At 60.0% G+C, this 23,881-nt stretch carries 21 protein-coding genes; 7 read left to right on the top strand and 14 right to left on the bottom strand.

What is annotated here, in order from left to right:
* Positions 1-49 precede the first annotated feature (49 nt).
* Positions 50-859 (bottom strand): hypothetical protein, encoded by an 810-nt coding sequence (locus B3N48_RS23480; RefSeq protein ID WP_296187756.1) that lies wholly within the window; start codon positions 857-859, stop codon positions 50-52.
* A 253-nt stretch (positions 860-1,112) separates the two neighbouring features.
* Between B3N48_RS23480 and B3N48_RS23485 the strand changes: the two genes are divergently transcribed.
* Both B3N48_RS23485 and B3N48_RS23490 read left to right on the top strand, forming a co-directional pair.
* Positions 1,113-3,044: a RecQ family ATP-dependent DNA helicase gene (locus B3N48_RS23485; protein ID WP_296187757.1), complete on the top strand. Its 1,932-nt coding sequence runs from the start codon at positions 1,113-1,115 to the stop codon at positions 3,042-3,044.
* A gap of 111 nt (positions 3,045-3,155) precedes the next feature.
* Complete coding sequence (locus B3N48_RS23490) at positions 3,156-3,584, top strand: acyl-CoA thioesterase (RefSeq protein WP_296187758.1); 429 nt, start codon at positions 3,156-3,158, stop codon at positions 3,582-3,584.
* 56 nt (positions 3,585-3,640) lie between these two features.
* On the opposite strand, the gene B3N48_RS23495 is transcribed toward B3N48_RS23490, so the two are convergent.
* The 5 genes from B3N48_RS23495 to yrfG form a co-directional block, all read right to left on the bottom strand.
* Positions 3,641-4,111 (bottom strand): glycine zipper domain-containing protein, encoded by a 471-nt coding sequence (locus B3N48_RS23495; protein WP_296187759.1) that lies wholly within the window; start codon positions 4,109-4,111, stop codon positions 3,641-3,643.
* A gap of 352 nt (positions 4,112-4,463) precedes the next feature.
* Positions 4,464-6,800, bottom strand: coding sequence for an FdhF/YdeP family oxidoreductase (locus tag B3N48_RS23500; RefSeq protein WP_296187760.1), 2,337 nt, complete (start codon positions 6,798-6,800; stop codon positions 4,464-4,466).
* Positions 6,801-6,803: 3 nt separating this feature from the next.
* Positions 6,804-7,637 (bottom strand): formate dehydrogenase accessory sulfurtransferase FdhD, encoded by an 834-nt coding sequence (gene fdhD / locus B3N48_RS23505; RefSeq protein ID WP_296187761.1) that lies wholly within the window; start codon positions 7,635-7,637, stop codon positions 6,804-6,806.
* A 95-nt stretch (positions 7,638-7,732) separates the two neighbouring features.
* Positions 7,733-8,620 (bottom strand): LysR family transcriptional regulator, encoded by an 888-nt coding sequence (locus B3N48_RS23510; RefSeq protein WP_296187762.1) that lies wholly within the window; start codon positions 8,618-8,620, stop codon positions 7,733-7,735.
* Positions 8,621-8,841: 221 nt separating this feature from the next.
* On the bottom strand, positions 8,842-9,504 hold the full coding sequence (gene yrfG, locus B3N48_RS23515; protein WP_296187763.1) for a GMP/IMP nucleotidase: 663 nt from the start codon (positions 9,502-9,504) through the stop codon (positions 8,842-8,844).
* Positions 9,505-9,600: 96 nt separating this feature from the next.
* On the opposite strand from yrfG, the gene nudE reads away from it, so the two are divergent.
* A complete protein-coding gene (gene nudE, locus B3N48_RS23520) occupies positions 9,601-10,167 on the top strand; it encodes an ADP compounds hydrolase NudE (RefSeq protein WP_296187765.1) in 567 nt (188 codons plus the stop codon).
* On the top strand, positions 10,164-11,006 hold the full coding sequence (gene cysQ, locus B3N48_RS23525) for a 3'(2'),5'-bisphosphate nucleotidase CysQ (protein WP_296187766.1): 843 nt from the start codon (positions 10,164-10,166) through the stop codon (positions 11,004-11,006). The genes nudE and cysQ overlap by 4 nt, the downstream gene beginning before the upstream one ends.
* Before the next feature lie 14 nt (positions 11,007-11,020).
* Here the strand turns inward: cysQ and B3N48_RS23530 are convergent, their stop codons facing one another.
* The 8 genes from B3N48_RS23530 to rfbB form a co-directional block, all read right to left on the bottom strand.
* Complete coding sequence (locus tag B3N48_RS23530) at positions 11,021-11,461, bottom strand: DUF2599 domain-containing protein (protein WP_296187767.1); 441 nt, start codon at positions 11,459-11,461, stop codon at positions 11,021-11,023.
* Between the two features lie 201 nt (positions 11,462-11,662).
* Complete coding sequence (locus B3N48_RS23535; RefSeq protein ID WP_296187768.1) at positions 11,663-12,127, bottom strand: YiiD C-terminal domain-containing protein; 465 nt, start codon at positions 12,125-12,127, stop codon at positions 11,663-11,665.
* Positions 12,114-13,490, bottom strand: a complete 1,377-nt coding sequence (locus tag B3N48_RS23540; RefSeq protein WP_296187770.1) for a sigma-54-dependent transcriptional regulator — start codon at positions 13,488-13,490, stop codon at positions 12,114-12,116. The genes B3N48_RS23535 and B3N48_RS23540 overlap by 14 nt, the downstream gene beginning before the upstream one ends.
* The gene (locus B3N48_RS23545; RefSeq protein WP_296187771.1) at positions 13,487-15,301 is read right to left on the bottom strand and encodes a sensor histidine kinase; all 1,815 of its coding nucleotides are present in this window, start codon (positions 15,299-15,301) and stop codon (positions 13,487-13,489) included. The genes B3N48_RS23540 and B3N48_RS23545 overlap by 4 nt, the downstream gene beginning before the upstream one ends.
* Positions 15,302-15,500: 199 nt before the next feature.
* Positions 15,501-16,382: a dTDP-4-dehydrorhamnose reductase gene (gene rfbD / locus B3N48_RS23550; RefSeq protein WP_296187772.1), complete on the bottom strand. Its 882-nt coding sequence runs from the start codon at positions 16,380-16,382 to the stop codon at positions 15,501-15,503.
* The gene (rfbC, locus tag B3N48_RS23555; RefSeq protein WP_296187773.1) at positions 16,379-16,924 is read right to left on the bottom strand and encodes a dTDP-4-dehydrorhamnose 3,5-epimerase; all 546 of its coding nucleotides are present in this window, start codon (positions 16,922-16,924) and stop codon (positions 16,379-16,381) included. Before rfbC ends, rfbD begins: the two co-directional genes overlap by 4 nt.
* Complete coding sequence (rfbA, locus tag B3N48_RS23560; protein ID WP_296187774.1) at positions 16,921-17,796, bottom strand: glucose-1-phosphate thymidylyltransferase RfbA; 876 nt, start codon at positions 17,794-17,796, stop codon at positions 16,921-16,923. Before rfbA ends, rfbC begins: the two co-directional genes overlap by 4 nt.
* Entirely contained in the window at positions 17,793-18,872 is a 1,080-nt protein-coding gene (gene rfbB / locus B3N48_RS23565) for a dTDP-glucose 4,6-dehydratase (RefSeq protein WP_296187775.1), read from the bottom strand. The genes rfbA and rfbB overlap by 4 nt, the downstream gene beginning before the upstream one ends.
* Positions 18,873-19,151: 279 nt before the next feature.
* Here rfbB and B3N48_RS23570 point away from each other — a divergent pair, with 279 nt between their 5' ends.
* The 3 genes from B3N48_RS23570 to B3N48_RS23580 all read left to right on the top strand — a co-directional run bounded on the left by B3N48_RS23570 (position 19,152) and on the right by B3N48_RS23580 (position 23,770).
* Positions 19,152-22,079, top strand: a complete 2,928-nt coding sequence (locus B3N48_RS23570; protein ID WP_296187776.1) for an aminotransferase — start codon at positions 19,152-19,154, stop codon at positions 22,077-22,079.
* A 204-nt stretch (positions 22,080-22,283) separates the two neighbouring features.
* A complete protein-coding gene (gene aguA, locus B3N48_RS23575; RefSeq protein ID WP_296187777.1) occupies positions 22,284-23,390 on the top strand; it encodes an agmatine deiminase in 1,107 nt (368 codons plus the stop codon).
* A 176-nt stretch (positions 23,391-23,566) separates the two neighbouring features.
* The gene (locus tag B3N48_RS23580; RefSeq protein WP_296187778.1) at positions 23,567-23,770 is read left to right on the top strand and encodes a hypothetical protein; all 204 of its coding nucleotides are present in this window, start codon (positions 23,567-23,569) and stop codon (positions 23,768-23,770) included.
* Positions 23,771-23,881 lie beyond the last annotated feature (111 nt).

Consider the following 23,881-nt stretch of genomic DNA (forward strand, 5'->3'; position numbering starts at 1 on the left):
TATCCTGATATTAGCCTGTTTTGATGAGTCCAGATGTGTCGATAGATCATCATGGGTAATACGTGGCGGCGGCCTCACAGAATCGTTCTTGGGCCAGTTTGATTTTTTCGTCTTTGTCTTTAGCCGCGCGTTTGGTCCAGTCGCTGCACATGTCTTTGAAATAAGGCGCCGCTGCACGACGGCATTCACGATGTTCGACGGTATCCACTTTGAAGTTCATGCACACGCTGCTGTTTTCAACGTGGTTGTTGTAAATGCGATAGCGTGCTTCGTAGCGATTACGGCCGTCCACCTCTCGAATGAGCACGCCTGCGACTTCATAGCGACGACCGGTTTCAGTTTGCGGCTTCGTAGCGGTCGCTTTGTATTGCGCCAAGTAGCGGTCGGAGACCATACCTTGAGGATGGGGTGCGTTGTAGTCGGTCGGTTGAACCTCGCCGAACCGGCAATTGATGACGTCACGGTCTATCACATTGCCATCCTTGATGCAGTTATCCAGAGGTTTCAACGCCGCAGGCTGTGCGGTGTCGAGTCTGGGGGCCACATAGACCACTTGTTCGGTCGTACGAATGTCGGGGGCTTGAGCCTCTGGGGCAGCGCCTTCGATGACTTCCGTTTCAGGCAATGGCGTAACAGCGATCGGAGTCGGCTTCTGTGTATGAAACATCTGAATGATTAGATAGAAAATCGCCACTACCAGCGCCAGACAAATCAAGACACTGCTGAGCGGCCAATTACTTTTGGCCGGTGGGAGCTTTCGTTTGGCGGGGTGCGAACCCAGTACGACATCGAACTGATCCGGTGTCAGACGTTGCATCACAATCTGCCCTTCATCCTCGGGCGGTTGAGTGGATTGCATGGCCTCTCCTTGGCAATCTGTGCGCTGCACGGGACTCCGTGGCCTAGGCAGCGAATGAAATACGCATGTGTATAGAAATTGCGGCGAGATTAAACGGCGCCATGTTGTTTTGCCAGCATTGCGTAGCGATCGCGTCGCTCATGTCTGTCCGGGATGTATGCTGCTCAGCATTTCTGTAACGGTTCAGGTGTACGTCGCCCGAACCTGCCACGCTAAGGTTCATGCCTTTGCGAGGTTCATGGAGGTGCGGCACATGCGTCAAACGCTTGAGCAGGTTTTCGGTTATCGGCAGTTCCGGCCCGGACAGGAAGTTGCAATCAGCGCAATATTGGCAGGGCGTTCCGCGGCGGCGATCTTTCCCACCGGTTCTGGTAAATCGCTCTGCTATCAGTTGCCCGCATTATTGTTGCCTCACCTGACGCTGGTGGTGTCGCCCTTGCTGGCGCTGATTCAGGATCAACTGTCGTTTCTGCAGCGTCACGGTATTGCCGCTGCGAGTATCGATTCGGCGCAAAGTCGCGACGAAGTCACGGACGTCATGAATCGGGCGCGATCCGGGGCGCTGAAGATCCTGATGATCTCGGTTGAGCGCCTGAAGAACGAGCGCTTCAGGCACTTCATCGCACACGTGCCGATCTCGTTATTGGTCATCGATGAGGCGCACTGCATCTCTGAATGGGGGCACAACTTCCGCCCGGATTACCTCAAGCTCCCGGACTATCAGCGCGAGTTCAACATTCCTCCAGCCCTGCTACTGACGGCGACTGCCACACCCCACGTCATCGAAGACATGCAACGCAAATTCGCCATCGCCCCTGATGATGTGGTGACCACCGGCTTTTACCGCCCGAACCTTACCCTGACGGTCGAGCCCACACTTGGCCGTGAGAAGCGTCGCCGTTTGGTGCAGTGGCTGGGCGAACGGGCAGGGCAGCCGAGCATCGTGTACGTCACGCAGCAGAAGACTGCCGAATTTGTGGCTGAGCATTTGGCGGAGAGCGGCATTCCCGCGCAGGCCTATCACGCGGGACTGCCTCACGATCAGCGCGAAGGGATTCAGCGTCAGTTCATGGAGGGACGTCTGAACTGCATCGTCGCCACCATTGCCTTCGGCATGGGCATCGACAAAAGCGACATTCGCAACGTTGTGCACTTCGACCTGCCCAAATCCGTGGAGAACTACAGCCAGGAGATAGGCCGGGCGGGGCGTGACGGCGCGGTGTCCGAGTGCCTGGTGCTGGCCAATCGCGACAGCCTCAATGTGCTGGAGAACTTCGTGTATGGCGACACGCCCGAGCGCGAGGGGATTCTCCAGGTGCTGGAGGATTTGCAGAGTGCGCGTCGTGAAGGGCAGTGGGAGTTCTTGCTGCTGCATCTTTCGGACATGAGCAACATTCGGCAATTGCCGCTGAAGACGCTGCTGGTGCAACTTGAGCTCCGAGGAATCATTGCGCCTCGGTATTCGTATTTTGCCGAGTATCGCTTCAGGTACCTGATCGAACCGCAAGTGCTGGTTCAGCAGTTCGAGGGTGAGCGGCAGCAGTTCGTGCAGGCGTTGGTCGCGACGTCCCGCCGCGCACGCACGTGGGCGACCGTCGACTTCGACGCCCTGCATCAGCAGTACCGGGCCGAGCGCGGGCGAGTGGTAACGGCGCTGGATTTCTTTCAGGAGAAGGGCTGGATCGCCCTTGAAACCCGGCAGATGACGGACGTGTACAGCCTGCTAGTGACGGATTTCGATGCCCAGGCGCTGAGTGAGGAACTGCATGCCTATTTCGTGCATCACGAGGCAAACGAAGTGGCGCGCATTCACGGGATGCTGGATCTGTTTGCAAGCGAGCGGTGCCTGAGTCATCGGTTGGCGCAGTATTTTGGTGATGAGCAAGCGCCCGAGCGCTGTGGGCATTGTTCAGTGTGCGCTGGGCGCGTTGCAGTGCTGCCTGAGGCACCAGCGCTGGCGCCGCTCGATCAGCAGGATTTGTCAGACATGTGCAGCGAATTTGTCAGCACGCATCGGCAGAAAGTGGGGCACGAGCCCAGCGTCGAATGCCTGACCCGATTCTTGTGCGGCATCAGCGTGCCGGTGTTTACCAGGCTCAAGGCCAGAGGCATACCCGGATTTGGGATGCTGGAGAATTATCCCTATGCCAAGGTTAGAAGCTGGATTCGGGGCCAGCTCCAGTAGGGACGGCAGATGCGCGACCTATGGGAAAGAATCAATTCGCTCCTATAGGTTTCGTCGACCTCTTGAATCGTCGTAGTGTCCGGTCTGGATACGCCCAACCGAGGACAAAGCATGAGTGAAACCCCGCAACGTGCCGACTACCGCCACTTTCAGCCCATCACTACCCGTTGGCATGACAACGACATCTATGGCCATGTGAATAACGTCACGTACTACAGCTTCTTCGACAGCACGGTGAACAGTTACCTGATCGAGCAGGGTGGGCTTGATATTCACGACGGGGAGGTGGTGGGCTTCGTGGTGAGTTCGTCCTGCGATTATTTCGCGTCAATTGCGTACCCCGATCTGATTGAAGTCGGATTGCGGGTCGGAAAGTTGGGCAACAGCTCGGTGCAGTACGAGTTGGCGGTTTTCAAGGCAGGGGAGGAGGAGGCGTGCGCAGCAGGGCGCTTTGTGCACGTGTTTGTGGATCGGGCTTCAAATCAGCCAGTGCCGATTCCAGCTTCGTTGCGCGCGGCCTTGGAGCTTTTGGTGCTCTGAAATGCACACCGGCCGCGTTATCGGCGGCCGGTGTGTTTGATGTCCAGGCGCCAGGCTTAGCGATGGCGCCAGCCGCGATGACGGCCATGGTCGTAATGGCGTTTGCCGTGGCCGTGGTGATAGTCACGACGGTCGCCACGATAGCCACGGCGGTTGTCGTCACGACGACTTTCTTCGCCCATGTAGTTACCCAGTGCGCCACCGGCGCCGCCGCCGGCCGCTGCGCCGATCAGGCTGCCGGTGCTGCCGCCGACGCTGCGGCCAATCACGTTGCCGCCTGCAGCGCCCAGACCACCGCCAATGGCGGCTTCTGTACGGTTGCGACGATTGGCGCCCACTGCGCCACCGGCTGCGCCGCCCAGGCCTGCGCCGATGGCTGAACCGGTGCTGCCGCCGATTTGCTGGCCGACAACTGAACCCAGTACCCCACCCAATGCGCCGCCCACACCAGCGTTCAGGTTATCGCCCGCAGAGGCGAAACCGGTGGCCAGGGAGAGAGACAACAACAGAATCGAGGAATACTTCATGTAGGGATGCTCGTAGGAATGACGACGCGATCCTGCAATCATGAAGAAAATGTCACAATGTAAATCCGACGAATAACACGACCTGTATACAAAAGCCTAAGTTATTGTTTTGGATCGGGAACTTAGTCCCGTTTGATGAGTCCTACATTACTTCACACAGGCCCAAATCATGCGATTTGGGCCTTTTTTGTGGCCGACGCGTCTAGGGTCGCATTCTTAATTGAGCTTGCCCGCGAAGAGGGCGGGTCATGACAGACGACCTGTCTGACGTGCCGCCTTCGCGGACAAGCGCTCCTACATAGGGTCATCGGCCGGCAACAATCGTCCGTGCCTCAGACGGTGTCGGATGGGCTCAAATGATCCGCGCCACCTCGACATGCCGCTCCAGCTTGATTGCCACAAACTTGGAGGTCGGGGTGTGACTACCGTCGCCGATGCTGTCCAGCGGCACCAGCGGGTTGACCTCGGGGTAGTACGCGGCGGCCTGACCAGCGGGAATATCGAACGGCAGGAGTGTAAAACCCTTCACACGGCGTTCAATGTCATCGCCCCAGATCGACACAATGTCGGCTTTCTGACCAGGCACGAAGCCCAGGCGCACAATATCGGCCTCGTTCAGGAACATCACGTCGCGCTGACCTTTCACGCCGCGATAACGGTCGTCCAGGCCGTAGATCGTGGTGTTGTACTGATCGTGAGAACGCATCGATTGCATGATCAGGTCCGGGACGATGCCGGTCCCGCGAATGCTTTCGTGCAGCAAGTCAGACGGCAGCTCATTCGCCTTGAAGTTGGCACGTGCGCTTGGCGTGTTCCAGCGACGTTTGCCTGCCGTGTTGCCCAGATAGAAGCCGCCCGGGTGCTTGATCTTCTCGTTGAAGTCCTTGAACGCAGGAAAGATGTCGGCAATCAGGTCGCGAATGCGGCTGTAATCCTCCACCAACCACAGCCAGTCCACAGGCCGTTTGCCCACGGTGGCGTTGGCGATGCCAGCCAGAATCGCAGGTTCGGAGCGCATCTGGCTCGACAGGGGTTTCAGCTGGCCATTGGAGGCGTGGACCATGCTGAACGAGTCTTCGACGGTCACGGCCTGCGGGCCTTCAGCCTGCATATCGATGTCGGTACGGCCCAGGCATGGCAGGATCAGCGCCTCCTTGCCGTGGGTCAGGTGGCTGCGGTTGAGCTTGGTGCTGATCTGGACCGTCAAGTCGGAGTTGCGCAAGGCTTCGAAGGTGCGGTTGCTGTCAGGCGTCGCCTGCGCAAAGTTGCCGCCCAGACCGATGAAGACCTTCGAACGACCTTCGAGCATCGCGTGAATCGCCTCGATGACGTTATGGCCGTTTTCGCGCGGGACTTTGAACTGGAAGCGTTTTTCGATGGCGTCGAGGAAGAACGCCGGTGGGCGCTCGTTGATGCCCATGGTGCGGTCGCCCTGCACGTTCGAGTGACCACGCACCGGGCACAGGCCAGCGCCCGGCTTGCCGATGTTGCCGCGCAGCAGCATCAGGTTGGCGACTTCTTGAATGGTCGGCACAGAGTGGCGGTGCTGGGTGATGCCCATCGCCCAGCACATGATTACGTTGTTGGCGCGGGCGTACATCCGCGCCGCGAGCTCGATGTCTTCCAGCGTCAGGCCTGATTGCTCGACGATGAATGCCCACGAGGTCGCGTCAACCGTCGCGAGGTAGTCCTGAACGCCACTGGTGTGTTCGTTGAGGAACGCGTGGTCGAACACCGCAGCTTCGTTCTTGGCCTGCGCCTCACGTTCCCATTGCAGCAAAAACTTCGCCATGCCGCGCAGCAGCGCCATGTCCCCGCCCAATGCCGGGCGGAAAAACGCGGTGTTGGTCGGCTCTGATCCGTTGGTGAGCATTTCCAGCGCATGTTGTGGGTGCTGGAAGCGCTCAAGGCCACGTTCTTTCAGGGGGTTGACGCTCACCACTTGTGCGCCGCGTTGTACCGCTTCACGCAGCGGCTCCAGCATGCGCGGGTGGTTGGTGCCCGGGTTCTGGCCCAGCACGAAGATCGCATCGGCGTGTTCGAAATCGTCGAACGTCACCGTGCCTTTGCCAACGCCCACGCTTTGCGACAGCGCAACGCCACTGGCTTCGTGGCACATGTTCGAGCAATCGGGGAAGTTGTTGGTGCCATACGCCCGCACGAACAGCTGATAAAGGAACGCCGCTTCGTTGCTGGCCCGGCCCGAGGTGTAGAACTCTGCCATGTCCGGGCTTGGCAGGTTGTTCAGGTGCTTGGCGATCAGGGCGAACGCGTCGTCCCAGGCGATCGGCTTATAGCGATCGGTCTGCGCGTCGTAGACCATGGGTTCGGTCAGGCGGCCTTGATATTCGAGCCAGTAATCGCTCTGCTCCAGCAGAGCGCTGACGCTGTAACGGGCGAAGAAAGACGGATCGACGCGGCGTTTGGTGGCTTCCCAGTTGACCGCCTTGGCGCCGTTTTCGCAGAACTTGACCATGCCGCTTTCCGGGGAGTCGCCCCATGCGCAGCCCGGGCAGTCGAAACCGCCATTCTGGTTGGTCTTGAGCAGCGTGCGAATGTTCTTCAGCGCGTTGTCGCTTGTCAGCCAGAAATGGGCAACGCTCATGAGCGCGCCCCAGCCCCCGGCCGGGCCTTTATAGGGCTTGTAGCGGGGGACGGGGGTCTTGTCGGCTTGTTTGTGCATGCTCATGCGTTACTTCTCCAAGGCCGGGCTATAGACCCGCGGCGCGCTGTGTTTAGGCAGATGAATGAGGTTAAGGTTGTGCCGCCGCGCCCATTGCAGCGCCAGGCCGGTAGGCGAGGACAGGCTGACAAGGGTGTGTATGCCGGCACGCAGTACTTTCTGAATCAGTTCGAGGCTGCAACGGCTGGTGACAATGGCAAGACCGCCTGCGATCGGAATGTCTTGACGGATCAGCGCGCCGATCAGTTTGTCGAGGGCGTTATGGCGACCAATGTCTTCACGCCCGAGCAACAATTCACCTCTGTCGTTCATGAACATCGCGGCATGAACCGCCCCGCAGTACTGGCCCAACGGCTGGAATTCATCCAGACGTTCGCGCAAACCATGCAGCCATTCAGCAGGTGGCAGCGGTGCGCCAGTCAGCACGTTCAATTCCGGCAGTGCCTGTTCCACAGCTTCAACGCCGCACAGCCCGCACCCCGTGGTGCCGGCCATTTGTCGACGTTGAGTCTTGAGGTTCCAGAACGCGCGGCTGGCAATTTCAACTTCAGCAGTTTGCGCAGAACCGCAGCCGCCGAGTTTGATGTCGTAGATTTCGTCGGGGGATTCGATGATGCCGCTGCCCAGGCTGAACCCGACAATGAAGTCTTCCAGATCGGAAGGTGTCACGAGCATGACGGCCTGACTGATGCCGTTATAGGCAATGGCCAAAGCCACCTCTTCAGCGAGCACGGTAGGCTCGGAGGTGTCGTGCTCCAGATTCGAGTAGGTGTAGGGCTGACTTGCGGCAGGCGCGGGCAGTTGTTTTGCGGGCGCCGTGCTTTCCTTGTGCTTGGCATGCATTGGAACGTACCGGCAGAGTTTCCAGACCCCTAGCCTAGGCCTCTCGTCGGATGGCGTCTAATTGCTAGCACCGATGCCCTGATAGATGACGTCGATCAAGATGCGTCGATCATAGTGTGGTAGACGCCGAAACACGCCTCTGCCAGCGCTGATCGGGGCGCAGCACGGCGCATGATGAGCCCAAGGCGGGCAATGGTTTGCGCCTGCTCGATAGGCTGTAGGCGCAGATGTTCGGTCAACCGTTCGAGGCCGCCGTCCAGCGGCATGATTGCGCAGCAGAAACCGCCTTGGACCGCCTGCAGTAACTGATGGACGGCATCGGTCTGGATCAGCGGTTGGGGTTCGAGGCCCCGCGTGTGAAAGTTGTGGTCGATGGATTGGCGGAAATGCATGCCGCCGGTGAGCATGCCCAACGGCAGCTCGATCAGGCTCTCCCAGCTCAGCGGTTCGCCGCCGAAGCTGAAGTGGCGCTGGTCGTACATCAAGCCCATGCGTGTTTCGGCCAACTCCAGCGAGTCGAAGCGTTCCGAATCCAGCCGCTCTAGGTACGAAACACCCAAGTCGAGGCGGTTGCTGGCCAGTTGGTCGAGGATCTGCTCGGAACTCAGGGACGACAACTCGAAGCGCATGCTCGGGTGTAGGCTGTGCAAGCGTTGCAGCAGCGGCAGTGGATCGAAGTTGGAGAGGGGCACAACGCCCAGACGCAGGGTGCCGACCAGATGCCCGCGACACGCCGCGGCTTCGGCCTGCAGCCCGTCGTAAGCCGCCAGGACCGTCCGCGCCCAAGCCAATATGCGCTCGCCAGGCGCTGTGAACCCTTCGAAACGCTGTCCCCGATTGACCAGCGGCAGGTCCAGTTCTTCCTCCAGATTGCGCAGGCGCATCGAAAGGGTGGGCTGGGTGATATGACAACGCGCCGCCGCCTGCCCGAAATGACGCGTTTCGTCGAGGGCTATCAGGAATTTCAGCTGTTTGATGTCCATCTTCACTCCGCATGGCACAGGGTCGGCTCCGCGATTCTAGCGCGGCAGGGTGTCGCATAGGGTGAGGATTGGCGATGTCGCAATCGCGTCGATGCCTGGGTATTTTTGTGGGAGTGAGCTTGCTCACGAAGACAATGTTTCAGCCGCAGGAAGTTCAGCGGATGTTCGGGCGTCTTCTTGAGCAAACTCACTGCCACAGGTTCGTGGCCGATGTGAGATGTTCAGAGGCCTTGAATCAGTGCTCGATAATCGGCGACCGCATCGAATTCTTCAGTGTCTTTCGGGCCCTTGCGGCTGTCGGGTTCGCGCACCGCCAACAGGTGCTTCACGCCGTAACGCCCGGCGCTGCGCAGGATCGGCAAGGTGTCGTCGATGAACAGGCTGCGGGCGGGGTCGAACGCGATATCGGCATGCAGCGCGTCCCAGAACTGGGGATTTTCCTTGGGAAAGCCGTAATCGTGAGAGCTGATCAGTCGCTCGAAATAAGGCGCCAGTTCCAGGCGCTCCATCTTCAGCGACAGCGAATCGCGGTGGGCGTTGGTAATCATGATCACGCGTTTGCCCGCGCGTCGGATTGCCTGCAGAAACAGCTCGGCATCGGGGCGTAACGCGATCAAATGAGCGATTTCGACCTTCAGGTCTTTCACGGAAAGCTTCAGCTCGCCGCTCCAGAAGTCGGTGCAATACCAATTCAAGGTCCCGGCATTCTTCTCGAACAGCGGCATCAGTTCCATTTTCGCCATCGCCAGGCTTACGCCGTGAAGCTCGGCGTAGCGTTTGGGCAGGTGTTCGAGCCAGAAATGATTGTCGAAGTGCAGGTCGAGCAATGTTCCGTCCATGTCCAGTAGGACGGTGTCGATATCGCGCCAGGGCAATGAAGGCATAGGGTCTCTCGGCGTTGAAGAAGTCGCTGTGGTTTTACGACACAGACATTCAGAAAAGCCACGGTATAGTAACCCGTCTACGCCAAGGAGCTTGTCATGCGCCAGAAACCCACCGTACTCGCCCGTGAAATTGTCGCGAGCAGCCGTCTGTTCCGAGTCGAAGAAGTGCAGTTGCGCTTTTCCAATGGCGTCGAACGCGTCTATGAGCGTCTGGTCGGGCGCGGCAATGGCTACGGCGCAGTCATGATCGTGGCGATGCTCGACGCGGACCATGCGGTGCTGGTGGAAGAGTATTGCGGTGGCACCGATGACTACGAACTGTCATTGCCCAAAGGCCTGGTCGAGCCGGGTGAAGACGTATTGGCCGCCGCCAACCGGGAACTCAAGGAAGAGGCTGGTTTCGGGGCGCGCAATCTGGAACACCTGACCGAGCTATCGCTCTCGCCGGGCTACATGAGCCAGAAGATTCAAGTCGTGCTCGCCACCGATCTGTATGAAGAGCGCCTTGAGGGCGACGAGCCTGAGCCGATGCGCGTGGACAAGATCAACCTGCGCGAACTCGCCAGCCTGGCGCAGCACCCGCAGTTCTCTGAAGGCCGCGCCTTGGCGGCGCTGTATCTGGCCCGCGATCTATTGACCCAGCGCGGGGTTTTTCTGCCATGACCGACGTGTTCGCCGATTTGCCCCATCCATTGCTGGCGCCGGTGATCGACCTCTGCCGTCGCGCCGGCGAGGTCATCCTGCCGTTTTGGCGCTCGGGCGTCGAAGTGACGGCCAAGTCCGACAATTCCCCGGTGACCGCTGCTGATTTGGCGGCTCATGAGCTGTTGGTCGAAGGCTTGAAAGCGCTGGACCCGAGCATTCACATCTTGTCTGAAGAAGACGCCAACATCCCCCTGAACGAACGCAGCCAGTGGCAGCGCTGGTGGCTGGTCGATCCGCTGGACGGCACCAAGGAGTTCATTTCCGGCAGCGAAGAGTTCACGGTCAATGTCGCGCTTGTCGAAAACGGGCGAGTGGTGTTCGGCGTGGTGTCGATGCCGACCAACGACCGCTGTTACTTCGGCGGCGCAGGACTGGGGGCCTGGCGCAGCGATGCTGTTGATCATGTCGAACCGATCACCGTGCGTGAACAGCCCGGTGTGGGGGAGGCGTTTACGGTGGTCGCCAGCCGTCGCCATTCCAGCCCGGAGCAGGAGGCGCTGTTGGCAGGGCTGTCGGCGGTGGTGGGTGAATTGAAGCTGACCAACATCGGCAGCTCGTTGAAATTCTGTCTGCTGGCCGAAGGCTCCGCCGATTGCTATCCGCGACTGGCGCCGACTTCGCAATGGGACACCGCCGCTGCGCAGGGTGTGCTTGAAGGCGCGGGTGGGGTTGTGCTGAACCTGGCGGGCGAGACGTTCGACTATCCCGCGCGCGAATCGCTGCTCAATGGCTATTTTCTGGCGTTGCCGGAAAAAGCTGCCTGGCGTGAAGCGTTGATCAGACTTGCCAGTGCGTGACGTTATCAGAGCGATCAGGGATTGCATTTTCGTCGGACGGTTTCTGTATAGCCGACATCGGGGCGTCCTGGTTCAACGTTCCATTCTGCCTTGCCGGAAAGCTCTGCCAAGTGGCAAATGATTTGATCCCGCATGCCGCGCGTGTTGTTGCCGTCCTTCCAGTATCTGTCACCTGAGTGGTCTCTGATGACGGCATCGATGACCAGTCCGGTAGACGATTTTGCGCCTTTGAGGCTCCGCGTGCAGCGAGTGGGAACCAGGCTCAACGACCACAACTTGGGGCCGTCGTCGAAACGCCAGACGGCGGACTCGAAGTAAGTCGCGCACGCGGGAACAGTAAAGTCCGCCTTTGGCTGTTTCACCTTATCGAGAGTCGCCGCCAAGGCGTTATCGCTCTCATGGGTGCTAACGACCAGTAATGTTGCGAGCAACAAAAATGTCGAGCTGACTTTCACGTTCCTCACTCCTTCCTTGGTACAGGGTTAATTCACGCTGTTGACTCAAGGGTAGTGATAGACGCTTTGCGCATTAGATTTTGTCGCGATAGCCGTTATTGCAATTGACCCAGCGGATAAAGGTGTTCTTTGTTGTTCCGATCATTCCTCGACCCCGCGTAAAATGCCGCCTACGACGCTCTGCGTCCGCTGATGCCGTGCTTATTTATGCACCACATACTGGCCAACAAACTCCACCGCTGAGTCGTCCGACCCTTCGGCCACGATTCGCGTATTCAGCGTCAACCGCGCACGCCCGCGCCGCTGATACAGCTTCAAGAACCTGTCCCACGTCGCGTCGTCCGGCGCGTCGCAAATCGCCACACCGTCACGTTTCACCGGCAGCGGATAGCTGATCTGGCCGTCCTGGATCACGATATGGCCGTCGTCGATCCCGGCTTCTTTCAACCGCAGGTACAACCAGCCCCAACCTGCCAATACGGCGCCGCAGTACAGACTGCCGCCGAACAGCGTGCTCTTGTGGTTGATGTTTGGCGCCAACGGCAGATGCAGGCGCAATTGGTGATGCTCCCAGGCGATCACTGTCACGCCCATGTCGCGGGTCAAGGGGATGTCGCGGTGCAGCACGGTCTGCAGATGCCGGGTCGCGATGTCATTCGTTGTCATCGGAACCGCCACCGCTGAAGATCAGGCCGTGTTTGCGCAATTTGTCGTGCAGGGTTTTGCGGGGGATGCCCAAGGCTTCGGCCAGGCTGCGAACGGAGTTATGAGGGCGGGTCAGTTCGGCGGCAATCAGGGCACGTTCGAAGGCTTCGACCTGATCGCTCAAGCCACTGCTGGAAGCTGGCATATGCTGCGACATGCCTTCCAGCTCCAGTTCCAGACCCAGCGCAAAACGTTCGGCGGCGTTTTGCAGCTCGCGCACGTTCCCGGGCCAACTGTGGCGCAACAGCATGGCTCGCTGCCCCGGTTGCAATTCGTGGCGAGGCAGACCGTGGCGCAGGCTGGCGGCGTCGGCGAAATGCTGGAACAACACCAGCGCATCCTCGCCACGCTCGCGCAAAGGAGGAATGCGCAGCGGTGCGACGTTCAGGCGGTAATACAAGTCAGCACGAAAACGTCCCTGATCGGCGGCGTGGCGTAAATCTTCCTTGGTCGCGGCGACGATGCGAATGTCCAAGGGTATCTGCTGATTGCCCCCCAGCCGTTCCACAACGCGCTCTTGCAACAGCCGCAGCAGCTTGACCTGCACGTCCAGGCTCATGCTTTCGATTTCATCGAGAAACAGCGTGCCGCCGTTGGCGAATTCGAACTTGCCGATACGCCGTTTCTGCGCCCCGGTGAACGCGCCAGGCTCGTGTCCGAACAGCTCGCTTTCTACCACCGATTCTGCCAGCGCCCCGGCATTGATCGCGACGAAGGGGCCGTTGCGACGGTTGGACAGATCGTGCAGTGCTCGGGCCACGACCTCTTTCCCTCCGCCGGTTTCGCCGAGGATCAACACATCGGCCTTGGTCGCTGCCAATGCCCCGATCTGGTCGCGCAGCCGTTGCATCTGTGGCGAGAGCCCCACCAGCCGCGCGCTCAGTTGCTGGCGATCACTCAGCTCAAGACGCAGGCTTCGGTTATCCAGCACCAGTCGGCGCAATGATAGGGCACGGCGTACGCTGTCGAGCAGGGCGTCGCTGGCGAAGGGTTTTTCCAGAAAATCATAGGCCCCGGCACGCATCGCCTGCACCGCGAGCGGCACGTCGCCGTGCCCGGTGATCAGCAACACCGGCAGTTCAGGGTCTTGCGCGTGGAGCTGATTCAGCAGCTCAAGGCCGTCGATGCCCGGCATACGGATATCGCTGACGATCACGCCCGGCCAGTCACGCCCAAGACGGGCTTGCAGGCCGGTGGCGTCACTCAGCGGCAGGATTTTCAGACCGGCCAGATCCAGCGTCTGGCTCAAGGCCTGGCGCAGGTGTGGGTCGTCGTCGATCAGCACAACTTGAATACGGCTGTCGATGGCGGTGTCCGTGGTCATGCAGATAGATCCTCCGGCGGTTGAAGACTGACCCCTGAAGCCCCGGTGCGCATGCGCAACGTCAGCAGCGCGCCGCCTTCGGGGTGATTGGCGAACAGCAGCTCGCCGCCCAGCGCGCGCATCAGCGTATCGCAGATCGCCAGGCCCAGCCCCAGGCCTTGGGTGCGGGTTTTGGTGGTGAAGAATGGCTCGCGCGCATGCTCCAGCGCCTCGCGGGAAAAGCCCGGGCCGTTGTCGCGAATGTACAGGTTGACGCCCTCGGCGTTGTACTCGGCACTTATCCACAATTTACGCGGCGGGCCTTTCTCGGTCAGGGCGTCCAGTGCGTTGGCAAGCAAATTACCCAGCACCTGACGCAGCCGCGTTTCGCCTGCCTGCACCCACAGCGTTGCATCCGGCAGGTCGCGAATCAGCTCGACTTCCATCGCCCGCCGGCGCTTGGCGAGCAACGCCAAGGCATCGTCAAGGGCCGGTTGCAGGGCCACGCTTTCCGGCGCGTGACGGTCACGTCGAGCGAAGGCGCGCAGGTGAGCGATGATCGAGGCCATCCGCCCCGTGAGTTCACTGATCAGCTTGAGGTTGCTTCGCGCATCGTCGGTGCGTTGATGATCGAGCAGGATCTCGGCGTTCTCCGCGTAGCTGCGAATCGCCGCCAGGGGCTGATTGAGTTCGTGGCTGATGCTGGCGGACATGGTGCCCAACGCCGACAGCTTGCCCGCTTGCACCAACTCGTCTTGGGCGCGAAAGAGTTCCTGTTGCGCATGTTCACGCTCCAACACTTCCTGGCGCAGGCGCTGGTTCAGCCCTTCCAGATCGCTGGTCCGCTCGATGACTCGCACCTCCAGTTCGCGGCGTGCTTTGCCTTCGAAATGGATGCGGTCCAGGTAATGACGCCGCCGCTGCATCATGATGCCGAGCAGCAACATCAGCACCAGCAGGGTCGCGCCGCCGATGGCCACCACCGTGCGCACCGGGCGCGAGACCAGCACTTTCGGCGCGAGGATGTTCACGCTCCAGCCGGTTTCGTCGATCTGCTGGGTCTGGGTCAGCCAGCCGTTTTCGTCCAGTTGAAGTGGGCGCGGGTCGCGGGTCGGGTACGGTTGAATCGCGACGATGGCCTGTTTCTCTTCCTCGCTGAGCGGGCGTGTGGCACGGAATCGCCACGCGGGATTGGACGTAAGGATCACCACGCCATTGTGGTCGGTGACCAGCAATTGCTCGGGCGTCTTGCCCCAGAGGGTTTCGGTCAAGTCCAGATCGACCTTGACCACCAGCACCCCGATGACGGTGTTGCCATCACGAACGGCGGCAGCGAAGAAATAGCCGCGCTTGGCGGACGTGGTCCCCAAGCCGAAGAAGCGCCCGAGCTTTCCGGCCATGGCGTTGCTGAAATAAGGGCGAAAGGCGAAGTTGCGCCCGACGAAACTGTCACGTTTATCCCAGTTCGACGCGGCGAGGGTGTCGCCGTTGGGCGCCATCAGGTAAATGACTTCGGCGCCGGTCTGCTGGGCTGTGTTCATCAGCAGCAGGTTGGCCTGCTGTCGGGTTTGCAGGTCTTGAGGGTTGGCAAGCATGGCGCGCAGGCCCGGCAGGTCACCGAGAATCTGCGGCAGCATTTCATAACGGTGAAGCGTGCCAAGCAAGTTGGCGACGTAAAGGTCCAGCGTCTGGCGATTCTGGCTCAGCAGTTCGTTGAGGTAATAGCGCTCGGCCAGGCGTTCGAGCGGCCACAGCATTGGCGCCAGAATCAGGGCCAGCAGGGCGAGGCTGCGCCAGCGGGGGCGACGAGGGAGGGAGGAAGTGCTGGTCATGAAATCGCCCGGTGAGTCCGTTGCGATGCTTGTGTGACAGGCATTTGGCCCGTGTCGCTCATGCCGTTACTATCGCGAGCAAGCTCACTCCTACAGGCGGGAGCCGTTAATGTAGGAGTGAGCTTGCTCGCGAAGGCGTTAGGTCAAGCGAAGCATCGGTCGGCCAGTGCCACTCAGCATCTGATAGGCGACATTATGCCTATCCCTGCTGAGCGAGGCACTCTTGCAATGCGACGTGCCAAGCCGGCTGGCTCACGCCCCATTCCCGTTGCAGGCGGCTGCAATCGAGGCGGGAGTTCAGCGGGCGGGCGGCGGGAGTGGGGTAGGCGCTGGACGGGATTGGCTCAATCGTTGCGCACGGTTTTCCGGCTTTGATCAGCGCTTCACCGATCGCCTCGGCAAAACCCGCCCACGAGGTCTCGCCGCTGGCCGTCAGGTGATACACCCCCCACGCGCCAGGCTTCCCTTCACGCCAGCGCTCGATCAGCTGCCGCGTGCTCTGAGCGATGGTGCCCGCCCAGGTCGGCGCGCCGATCTGATCAGCGACGACGGTGAGTTTTTCGCGCTCAGGCAACAGGTGTTGCATGGTCAGCAGAAAATTGCGCCCGGTGAGCGAGTAGACCCAACTGGTTCGCAGGATCAGGTACTGACCCCCAGCCTTTTCGATGGCCTGTTCCCCGGCCAATTTGCTCTTGCCGTAGACGCCCAGCGGGTTCGGTGTATCGGTTTCCGTCCACGCCCCTTCTTTACGGCCATCGAACACGTAGTCGGTGGAGTAATGAATGAACGGAATGCCCAACGCAGCGGCCTCTTCGGCAAACACGCCAGGAGCAGTCGCATTGATCGCGAACGCCAGATCCGGCTCGCTTTCCGCCCGATCCACTGCCGTGTGAGCGGCGGCGTTGATGATCAGGTCCGGATGGTGTTCGCGCACGGCATTGCGAATCGCCTCAGGCTGGCTCAGATCAAGTTGATCGCGGCCCAGCACGATCAACTCCGCAAGGTCTTTGAGGCTGTGCTGCAACGCCTGGGAAACCTGGCCGTGTTGCCCGCTGATCAGTATCCGCAGTGGTGCGCTCACGGGAACACTTCCGCATCTTTGAGGCTTTTACCGATCTGGTCTTTCGCCGACAGCTTGGGCGCGTCGGTCAGGCCCCAATCGATGCCCAGATCCGGGTCGTCCCAACGGATGCAGCGCTCGGCGGAGGGCGTGTAGTAATCAGTCGTCTTGTACAGGAACTCGGCGTGTTCGCTCAGCACCACGAAACCATGGGCGAACCCTGGCGGAATCCAGAGCTGGCGAGCGTTTTCCGCCGACAGTTCAAGGCCGAACCATTTGCCGAAATGCGGCGAACTGCGGCGGATGTCGACAGCGATATCCAACACCTTGCCTGCAGTGACGCGCACCAACTTTCCTTGAGGGTTCTGGATCTGATAGTGCAGCCCGCGCAACACGCCTTGCTGCGAGCGCGAATGGTTGTCCTGCACGAACTGATCACTGACGCCAGTGGCGTCGGCAAAGGCCTTGGCGTTGAAGCTTTCGTAGAAAAAACCGCGCTCATCGCCGAACACTTTGGGCTCGATGATGAGCACACCTGGCAACTCGCTTTGGATGACGTTCACTGGTTTTCCCCGGCAATTTTGAACAGGTACTGACCGTAGCCGGTCTTGCCGAAATAGTCAGCCCGTTTAAGCAGGTACTCGCGATCGATCCAACCGTTCTGGTAGGCGATTTCTTCAAGGCAGGCGACTTTCAGGCCCTGACGATGCTCGATGGTCTGCACATATTGCGAGGCGTCGAGCAGGCTGTCGTGAGTACCGGTGTCGAGCCAGGCAAAGCCGCGGCCAAAACGCTCGACGCGCAGGTCGCCGCGTTTGAGGTACGCGTTGTTGACGTCAGTAATTTCCAGCTCGCCTCGTGGCGACGGTTTCACGTCCTTGGCGATCTGAACGACTTCGTTGTCGTAAAAATACAGACCGGTCACGGCATAGCTGGATTTGGGTGCCTTAGGTTTCTCTTCGATGGACAGCGCGTGGCCGTTCTCGTCGAAATCGATCACGCCAAAGCGCTCCGGATCCTTGACCCAATAACCGAAGACGGTCGCGCCAGACGCTTGTTCAGCGGCGCGTTTGAGCTGGTCGCTAAAGTGCTGACCGTGGAAGATGTTGTCGCCCAGAATCAGGCACACCGAATCGTCACCGATGAATTTCTCGCCGATCAAAAAGGCCTGCGCCAGACCGTCCGGCTTGGGCTGTTCGGCGTAGTGGAAATGCACGCCGAACTGACTGCCGTCGCCGAGCAGCGCTTTGTATTGCGGCAGGTCCAGCGGCGTGGAGATGATCAGGATTTCCTTGATCCCGGCCAGCATCAGCACCGAGATCGGGTAGTAAATCATCGGTTTGTCGTAGATTGGGAGCAGCTGCTTGGAGACTCCGAGGGTGATCGGGTGCAGACGTGTGCCCGACCCGCCTGCCAATACGATTCCTTTAGTCATGCGATCAGATCCTTAACGTTGGTGCCCAAGCGTTCGCCCTGGTAGCTGCCGTCTTGCACGTTGCGGCACCATTCCAGGTTGTCGAGATACCACTGCACGGTTTTGCGCAGTCCGGACTCAAAGGTCTCTTCCGGCTTCCAGCCCAGTTCGCGCTCGATCTTGCTGGCGTCGATGGCGTAGCGCATGTCGTGGCCGGGGCGGTCAGTCACGTAGGTGATCAGGTCCGCATAATGGGCCACGCCTTTGCGCTGCTCCGGTGCCAGTTCTTCGAGAAGAGCGCAAATGCCACGCACCACGTCGATGTTCTTCTGCTCGTTGTGGCCGCCGATGTTGTAGGTCTCGCCTACCTCGCCTTCGGTCACGACCTTGAGCAACGCTCGGGCGTGATCTTCGACGAACAGCCAGTCGCGCACTTGCAGACCGTTGCCGTACACGGGCAGCGGTTTACCAGCGAGGGCATTGAGGATCACCAGCGGGATGAGCTTTTCCGGAAAGTGGAACGGCCCGTAATTGTTCGAGCAGTTGGTCACGACCACGGGCAAGCCATAGGTGCGTTGCCAGGCGCGAACCAGGTGGTCGGACGCTGCCTTGCTGGCCGAATAAGGCGAGCTGGGCGCGTAGGGCGTGGTTTCGGTGAACAGGTCATCGACACCGTGCAGGTCGCCATACACTTCGTCAGTGGAAATGTGGTGGAAGCGGAACGCAGCGCGCTCGGCTTCCGGGAGGGTTAGCCAGTAGCCGCGTGTCGCTTCAAGCAGGCTGTAGGTGCCGACGATGTTGGTCTGAATGAACTCCGACGGGCCATCAATGGAGCGGTCCACGTGGGATTCAGCGGCCAGGTGCATAATCGCATCAGGCTTGAAACGCGCCAGCACCTTGCTGACCTCGGCCTGATTGACGATGTCCTGCTGCACGAATTCATAACGGGTATTCGTCACAATGCTCTGCAGCGATTCAAGGTTGCCTGCGTACGTCAATTTGTCGAAATTCAGTACGTCGTGTTCGGTGTTGTTGATCAGATGGCGGATCAGTGCCGAACCGATAAATCCGGCGCCACCGGTGACAAGTATTCGCATAGCCAGACCTTCTTCCCTGGATGGACTTCAAGATAACGAAGCATAGCTTGTGGGCGGGCGGTGACAGGCGCAAGGCACAAACGCCTGGAAAGCCATGAAATTAATTGATAGCCAGACCCAGCGAGCGTCATAAAACCGCCGCAAGTGTTTCATTCTCTTAACGGCGACGCTATCTATCCGTCAAATAAATGATTTAGCCCTCCCGCACGGCCAAAGGGTTGCCAATCTGACAGGCAACTGGCGATATTGCGCGTTCATTCCTGTCCTCGGACGTTCGACATGCCACTCGCTACCCTGATACGTCGCTCCAGCCTGCCTTGTCCGGAGATCACAGCCGAGCAGGCGGCTGAATTGCTTTCGATGCATTACGGGCTGAGCGGGGCATTGAAGGAGTTGGGCAGTCAGCAAGACAGAAATTTCTTGCTCGACCCAGGCACGGGGCAGCGCTTTGTGTTGAAGATCTGCCGTGGCGACTACCACATCGCCGAGCTGGCGGCTCAACATGCGGCGCTAAGGCATTTAGAGACGTACCCGGACATTCGCGTGCCGGGCGTGGTGCCTGCGGTCAGCGGCGAAGACATTTTGTCGGTCGAGGTGGGCGGCCACGCGGTGCATGTGCGCCTGCTGGAATTCATCGATGGGCAATCGCTGGCCGATGTGCAGCACCTGAGCCGGGATGTGGTAATCCGCTTGGCTGAGCTGTGCGCAAAGGTCGACGTCGCACTGGCTGACTTCGACCATGCGGGGCTGGAGCGGATTCTGCAATGGGACCCTCGCCATGCTCACGCGCTGATCAAACACCTGCTGCCGGTGATCGACAACGCCGATGAGCGCGCTTGCATCGCCAAGGCGGCGGATGACGCTCATGCCCGCTTGCTGCCTTTGATCGCGGCGCTACCCCTGCAAGCCATTCACTTGGACATTACCGAATACAACGTGGTCTGGGCCCGTGATGCCCATCACCTGTGGCAGTTGCAGGGCCTTATCGACTTTGGTGATGTGGTGCGCACCTGGCGCATCGCGGATCTGTCAGTGACATGCGCCGCGCTGCTGCACCATGCCGAAGGCGATCCGCTGTACATCTTGCCGGCGATTCAGGCTTATCAGCGTATCAACCCCTTGCAGATCGAGGAGCTGAAAGCGCTGTGGCCTCTGATCGTCGCGCGTGCTGCCGTGCTGGTCCTTAGCAGTGAGCAACAGGCGAGCGTTGAGCCCGACAATACCTATATTCAGGCCAACCTTGAGAGCGAGTGGAACATCTTCGATGTCGCCACGTCAGTGCCGATGGCATTGATGGAGGCCGCCATTCTGGATGCCGTGGGCCAGCTTGAAAACACTGACGCACCCCAAGGCCACGTAGCGTTTTCGCCTCTGCTGCCGAGTCTGGCGGGACAGGGGGTTACGACGGTCGACCTGGGTGTCCTCAGTGAGCATTTCGAAGCCGGTAACTGGGAGCAGAGCGGCATCGACGAAACGCTGCTCAAAGAAGCGGCGCACGCGCAGGGTCTGGTCGCCAGTCGTTACGGGGAATATCGGCTTTCCCGCACGCTGCCCGACAGCGCTCGCGAGCCGGACACGTTTGCCCTGCATGTCGAGTTGCTGATCCCTCACGGCACGGCGGTGCATGCGCCGTTCCACGGCACCCTGCGGCACACCGCCGATGGCGCGTTGATGCTTATTGGTGCCGATTCGAATCTGCGCTTGTGGGGCGTGCGTTCGGATTTCGATTCAGGCGTCGAATTCGGGGCCAGCGATGTGATCGGGCAGGGCGGCGGTTCGTTGATCGTGCAGTTGTGTGCCGAGCGCGACGTGAGTCCGCCATTGTTCTGCACCCCTTCTCGGGCGGCCGCGTGGCGGGCCCTTTGTCCTTCACCTCAGGGCTTGCTGGGCTTCGACTGTGACGCACCGCCGCTCACTGATGCCTCCGAGTTGCTGGCTCGGCGCGATGCCAGCTTTGCCCGCTCGCAAAAGCACTACTATCAGGCGCCGCCACAGATCGAACGCGGCTGGCGCAATCACTTGATCGACATGCAGGGCCGCTCGTACCTGGACATGCTCAACAACGTTGCGGTCCTTGGCCATGGTCATCCGCGCATGGTTCAGGTCGCGGCACGGCAGTGGTCCTTGCTTAACACCAACTCACGCTTTCATTACGCGTCCATCGCCGAATTTTCCGAGCGTCTGCTCAAGCTGGCGCCCGCAGGCATGGACCGGGTGTTTCTGGTCAACAGTGGCACCGAGGCGAACGATCTGGCGATCCGCCTGGCGTGGGCCTACAGCGGCGGGCGCGATGTCTTGAGTGTGCTGGAGGCGTATCACGGCTGGTCGGTGGCCACCGATGCAATTTCCACGTCCATCGCCGACAACCCCCAGGCATTGAGCACGCGCCCGGACTGGGTGCATCCGGTGGTGGCGCCGAACACCTATCGCGGGCAGGCACGAGGGGCGGACAGCACGCCGTTCTACCTGAAAAGCGTCGAGGCGCATCTCGCTCGGCTGGCTGAGCAGGGGCGTCAGGTGGCGGGTTTCATCTGCGAGCCGGTGTACGGCAACGCGGGTGGTATTTCGCTGCCGCCGGGTTATTTAAGTGAGGTGTATCAGAAGGTCCGCGCACAGGGCGGCGTGTGCATCGCCGATGAAGTCCAGGTCGGCTACGGCCGTCTTGGCCACTACTTCTGGGGCTTCGAAGAGCAGGGCGTGGTGCCGGATATCATCACCATGGCCAAAGGGATGGGCAACGGGCATCCCCTTGGCGCGGTGATCACGCGTCGGGAAATCGCCGAAGCGCTCGAAGCCGAGGGGTATTTCTTCTCGTCCGCGGGGGGCAGTCCGGTGAGCTGCCAGATCGGCCTGGCGGTGCTGGATGTCATGGAAGAAGAGCATTTATGGGAGAACGCGCAGGTCGTGGGCGGCTACTTCAAAGAGCGGCTGCTGGCGCTGATCGACCAACATCCGCTGGTGGGTGCGGCCCATGGTTCGGGCTTCTATCTGGGGCTGGAACTGGTGCGTAATCGGCAGACGCTGGAACCGGCGACAGAAGAAACGACTTACCTGTGTGATCGTCTGCGTGACTTGGGAATCTTCATGCAACCCACCGGGGATTATCTGAACATCCTCAAAATCAAACCGCCGATGGTGACGACACGACGTAGCGTGGACTTTTTCGTCGACAGCGTTTCGAAGGTGCTGAGTGAGCTTGAAGGGTGATTGCCCGTTGCGAAGTCTTTGACAGCGCGCGCTCGCACAAAGCTTTGTTGCGGATTTATATCGGTCTTTGGCCGCGCCGATTATCGATATATCGAGCACCAAGCTATTAAGACAGATATTTATCGTCTATAAAGGCAGCCCGTCATCGATCGTCGATGTGAACGGCGCCCTCAAACTCTCGATGGTTCACTGGAGCCCTGATCAATGACCACACTTAACAGCACACCACGCGCCGATGGCTTTTACATGCCTGCCGAGTGGGCCCCGCAGACGCAAACCTGGATGGTCTGGCCTGAGCGTCCTGACAACTGGCGTCTGGGCGGCAAACCGGTACAAAGCGCCCATGTTGCAGTGGCCAAGGCGATCGCACGCTTCGAACCTGTGACGGTGGCCGTTTCGGCTGCGCAATACGACAACGCCCGCGCGCGCCTCGACGTGCCGAACATCCGGGTCGTCGAAATCAGCAACGACGACGCCTGGGTGCGCGACACCGGCCCGACGTTTGTCATCAATGACCAAGGTGAAGTGCGCGGCGTGGATTGGGGCTTCAACGCGTGGGGCGGCTTCGACGGCGGTCTGTATTCGCCGTGGAACCTGGATGAACAGCTGGCCAGCAAAGTGCTGGAGATCGAACGCTGCCCTCGTTATGTCACCGAAGGTTTCGTGCTGGAGGGCGGTTCGATTCATGTCGATGGCGAAGGCACGTTGATCACCACCGAGGAATGCCTGCTCAATCGCAACCGCAACCCGCACCTGTCTCGCGAACAGATCGAAGCCGTGCTGCGCGATCACCTGTCGGTCGACAAGATCATCTGGCTGCCGGACGGTTTGTATAACGACGAAACCGATGGTCATGTGGATAACTTCTGCTGCTACGTGCGCCCCGGTGAAGTGTTACTGGCCTGGACCGACGATCCGAAAGACCCCAACTATCCGCGCTGCCAAGCTGCCATGGGCGTTCTGGAAAACGCGCGGGACGCCAAGGGCCGACCGTTCATCGTGCACAAGATGCCGATTCCAGGCCCATTGTTTGCCACCGAAGAGGAGTGCGCGGGCGTCGATCAGGTGCACGGCAGCCAGGAGCGCAACCCATCGGTGCGCCTGGCCGGTTCCTATGTGAATTTCCTGATCGTCAATGGCGGCATCATCGCGCCTCGTTTTGACGATCCGCTTGATGAAACCGCCCGCCAGATTCTGCAGCGCCTGTTCCCGGAACACGAAGTGGTCATGGTCCCGGGCCGCGAGTTGCTACTGGGTGGCGGCAATATTCACTGCCTGACTCAGCAACAGCCGGCGCCACACCGACGCTGAGTTGGTTCACTTCTTGCTCACATCAAAGCCTGTCGAACGACGGGCTTTTTTGTGGGTAGCGATTTCTCGCTTCCTACAGAAGAGTGTTTCCGAGGGGGCTAAACGGTGACGCTAGTCGTTCGTCTGTCACAAAAGCTCCGTAGATTTCGCAGTCCAAGACGCAAGAGGTTATCCCTATGAACGCAAGTCATGAGCCCCGCGCGGCTCGAGGTTTGTCTGCCAGCAGTGAAGCACGGCAGATGATGGCGGAATGGTTACGGATAACCCGAGCTACAAAAAATCAAACTCCAGATGACCGCACCTTCCTGATGCAGCGCTACCCGTCCGGGCTGATCAATGAGGCAGAGATCGACGCGCTGCTCACTGTGCTGCGCAACTGACGCCCCGCGCCCCTTCCAGTGAGGGAGGGGCGCGTTTCGTCGTTTCGGCTTTCATCAAATTGACACTCATCTTTTCGGGCGATAGCATTCGCGCCTCAACCGCCTGTGGCC

Origin of the sequence: Pseudomonas sp. UBA1879 (assembly GCF_002338065.1) — a bacterium.
In the GTDB taxonomy this organism is placed as follows: Bacteria; Pseudomonadota; Gammaproteobacteria; order Pseudomonadales; family Pseudomonadaceae; genus Aquipseudomonas.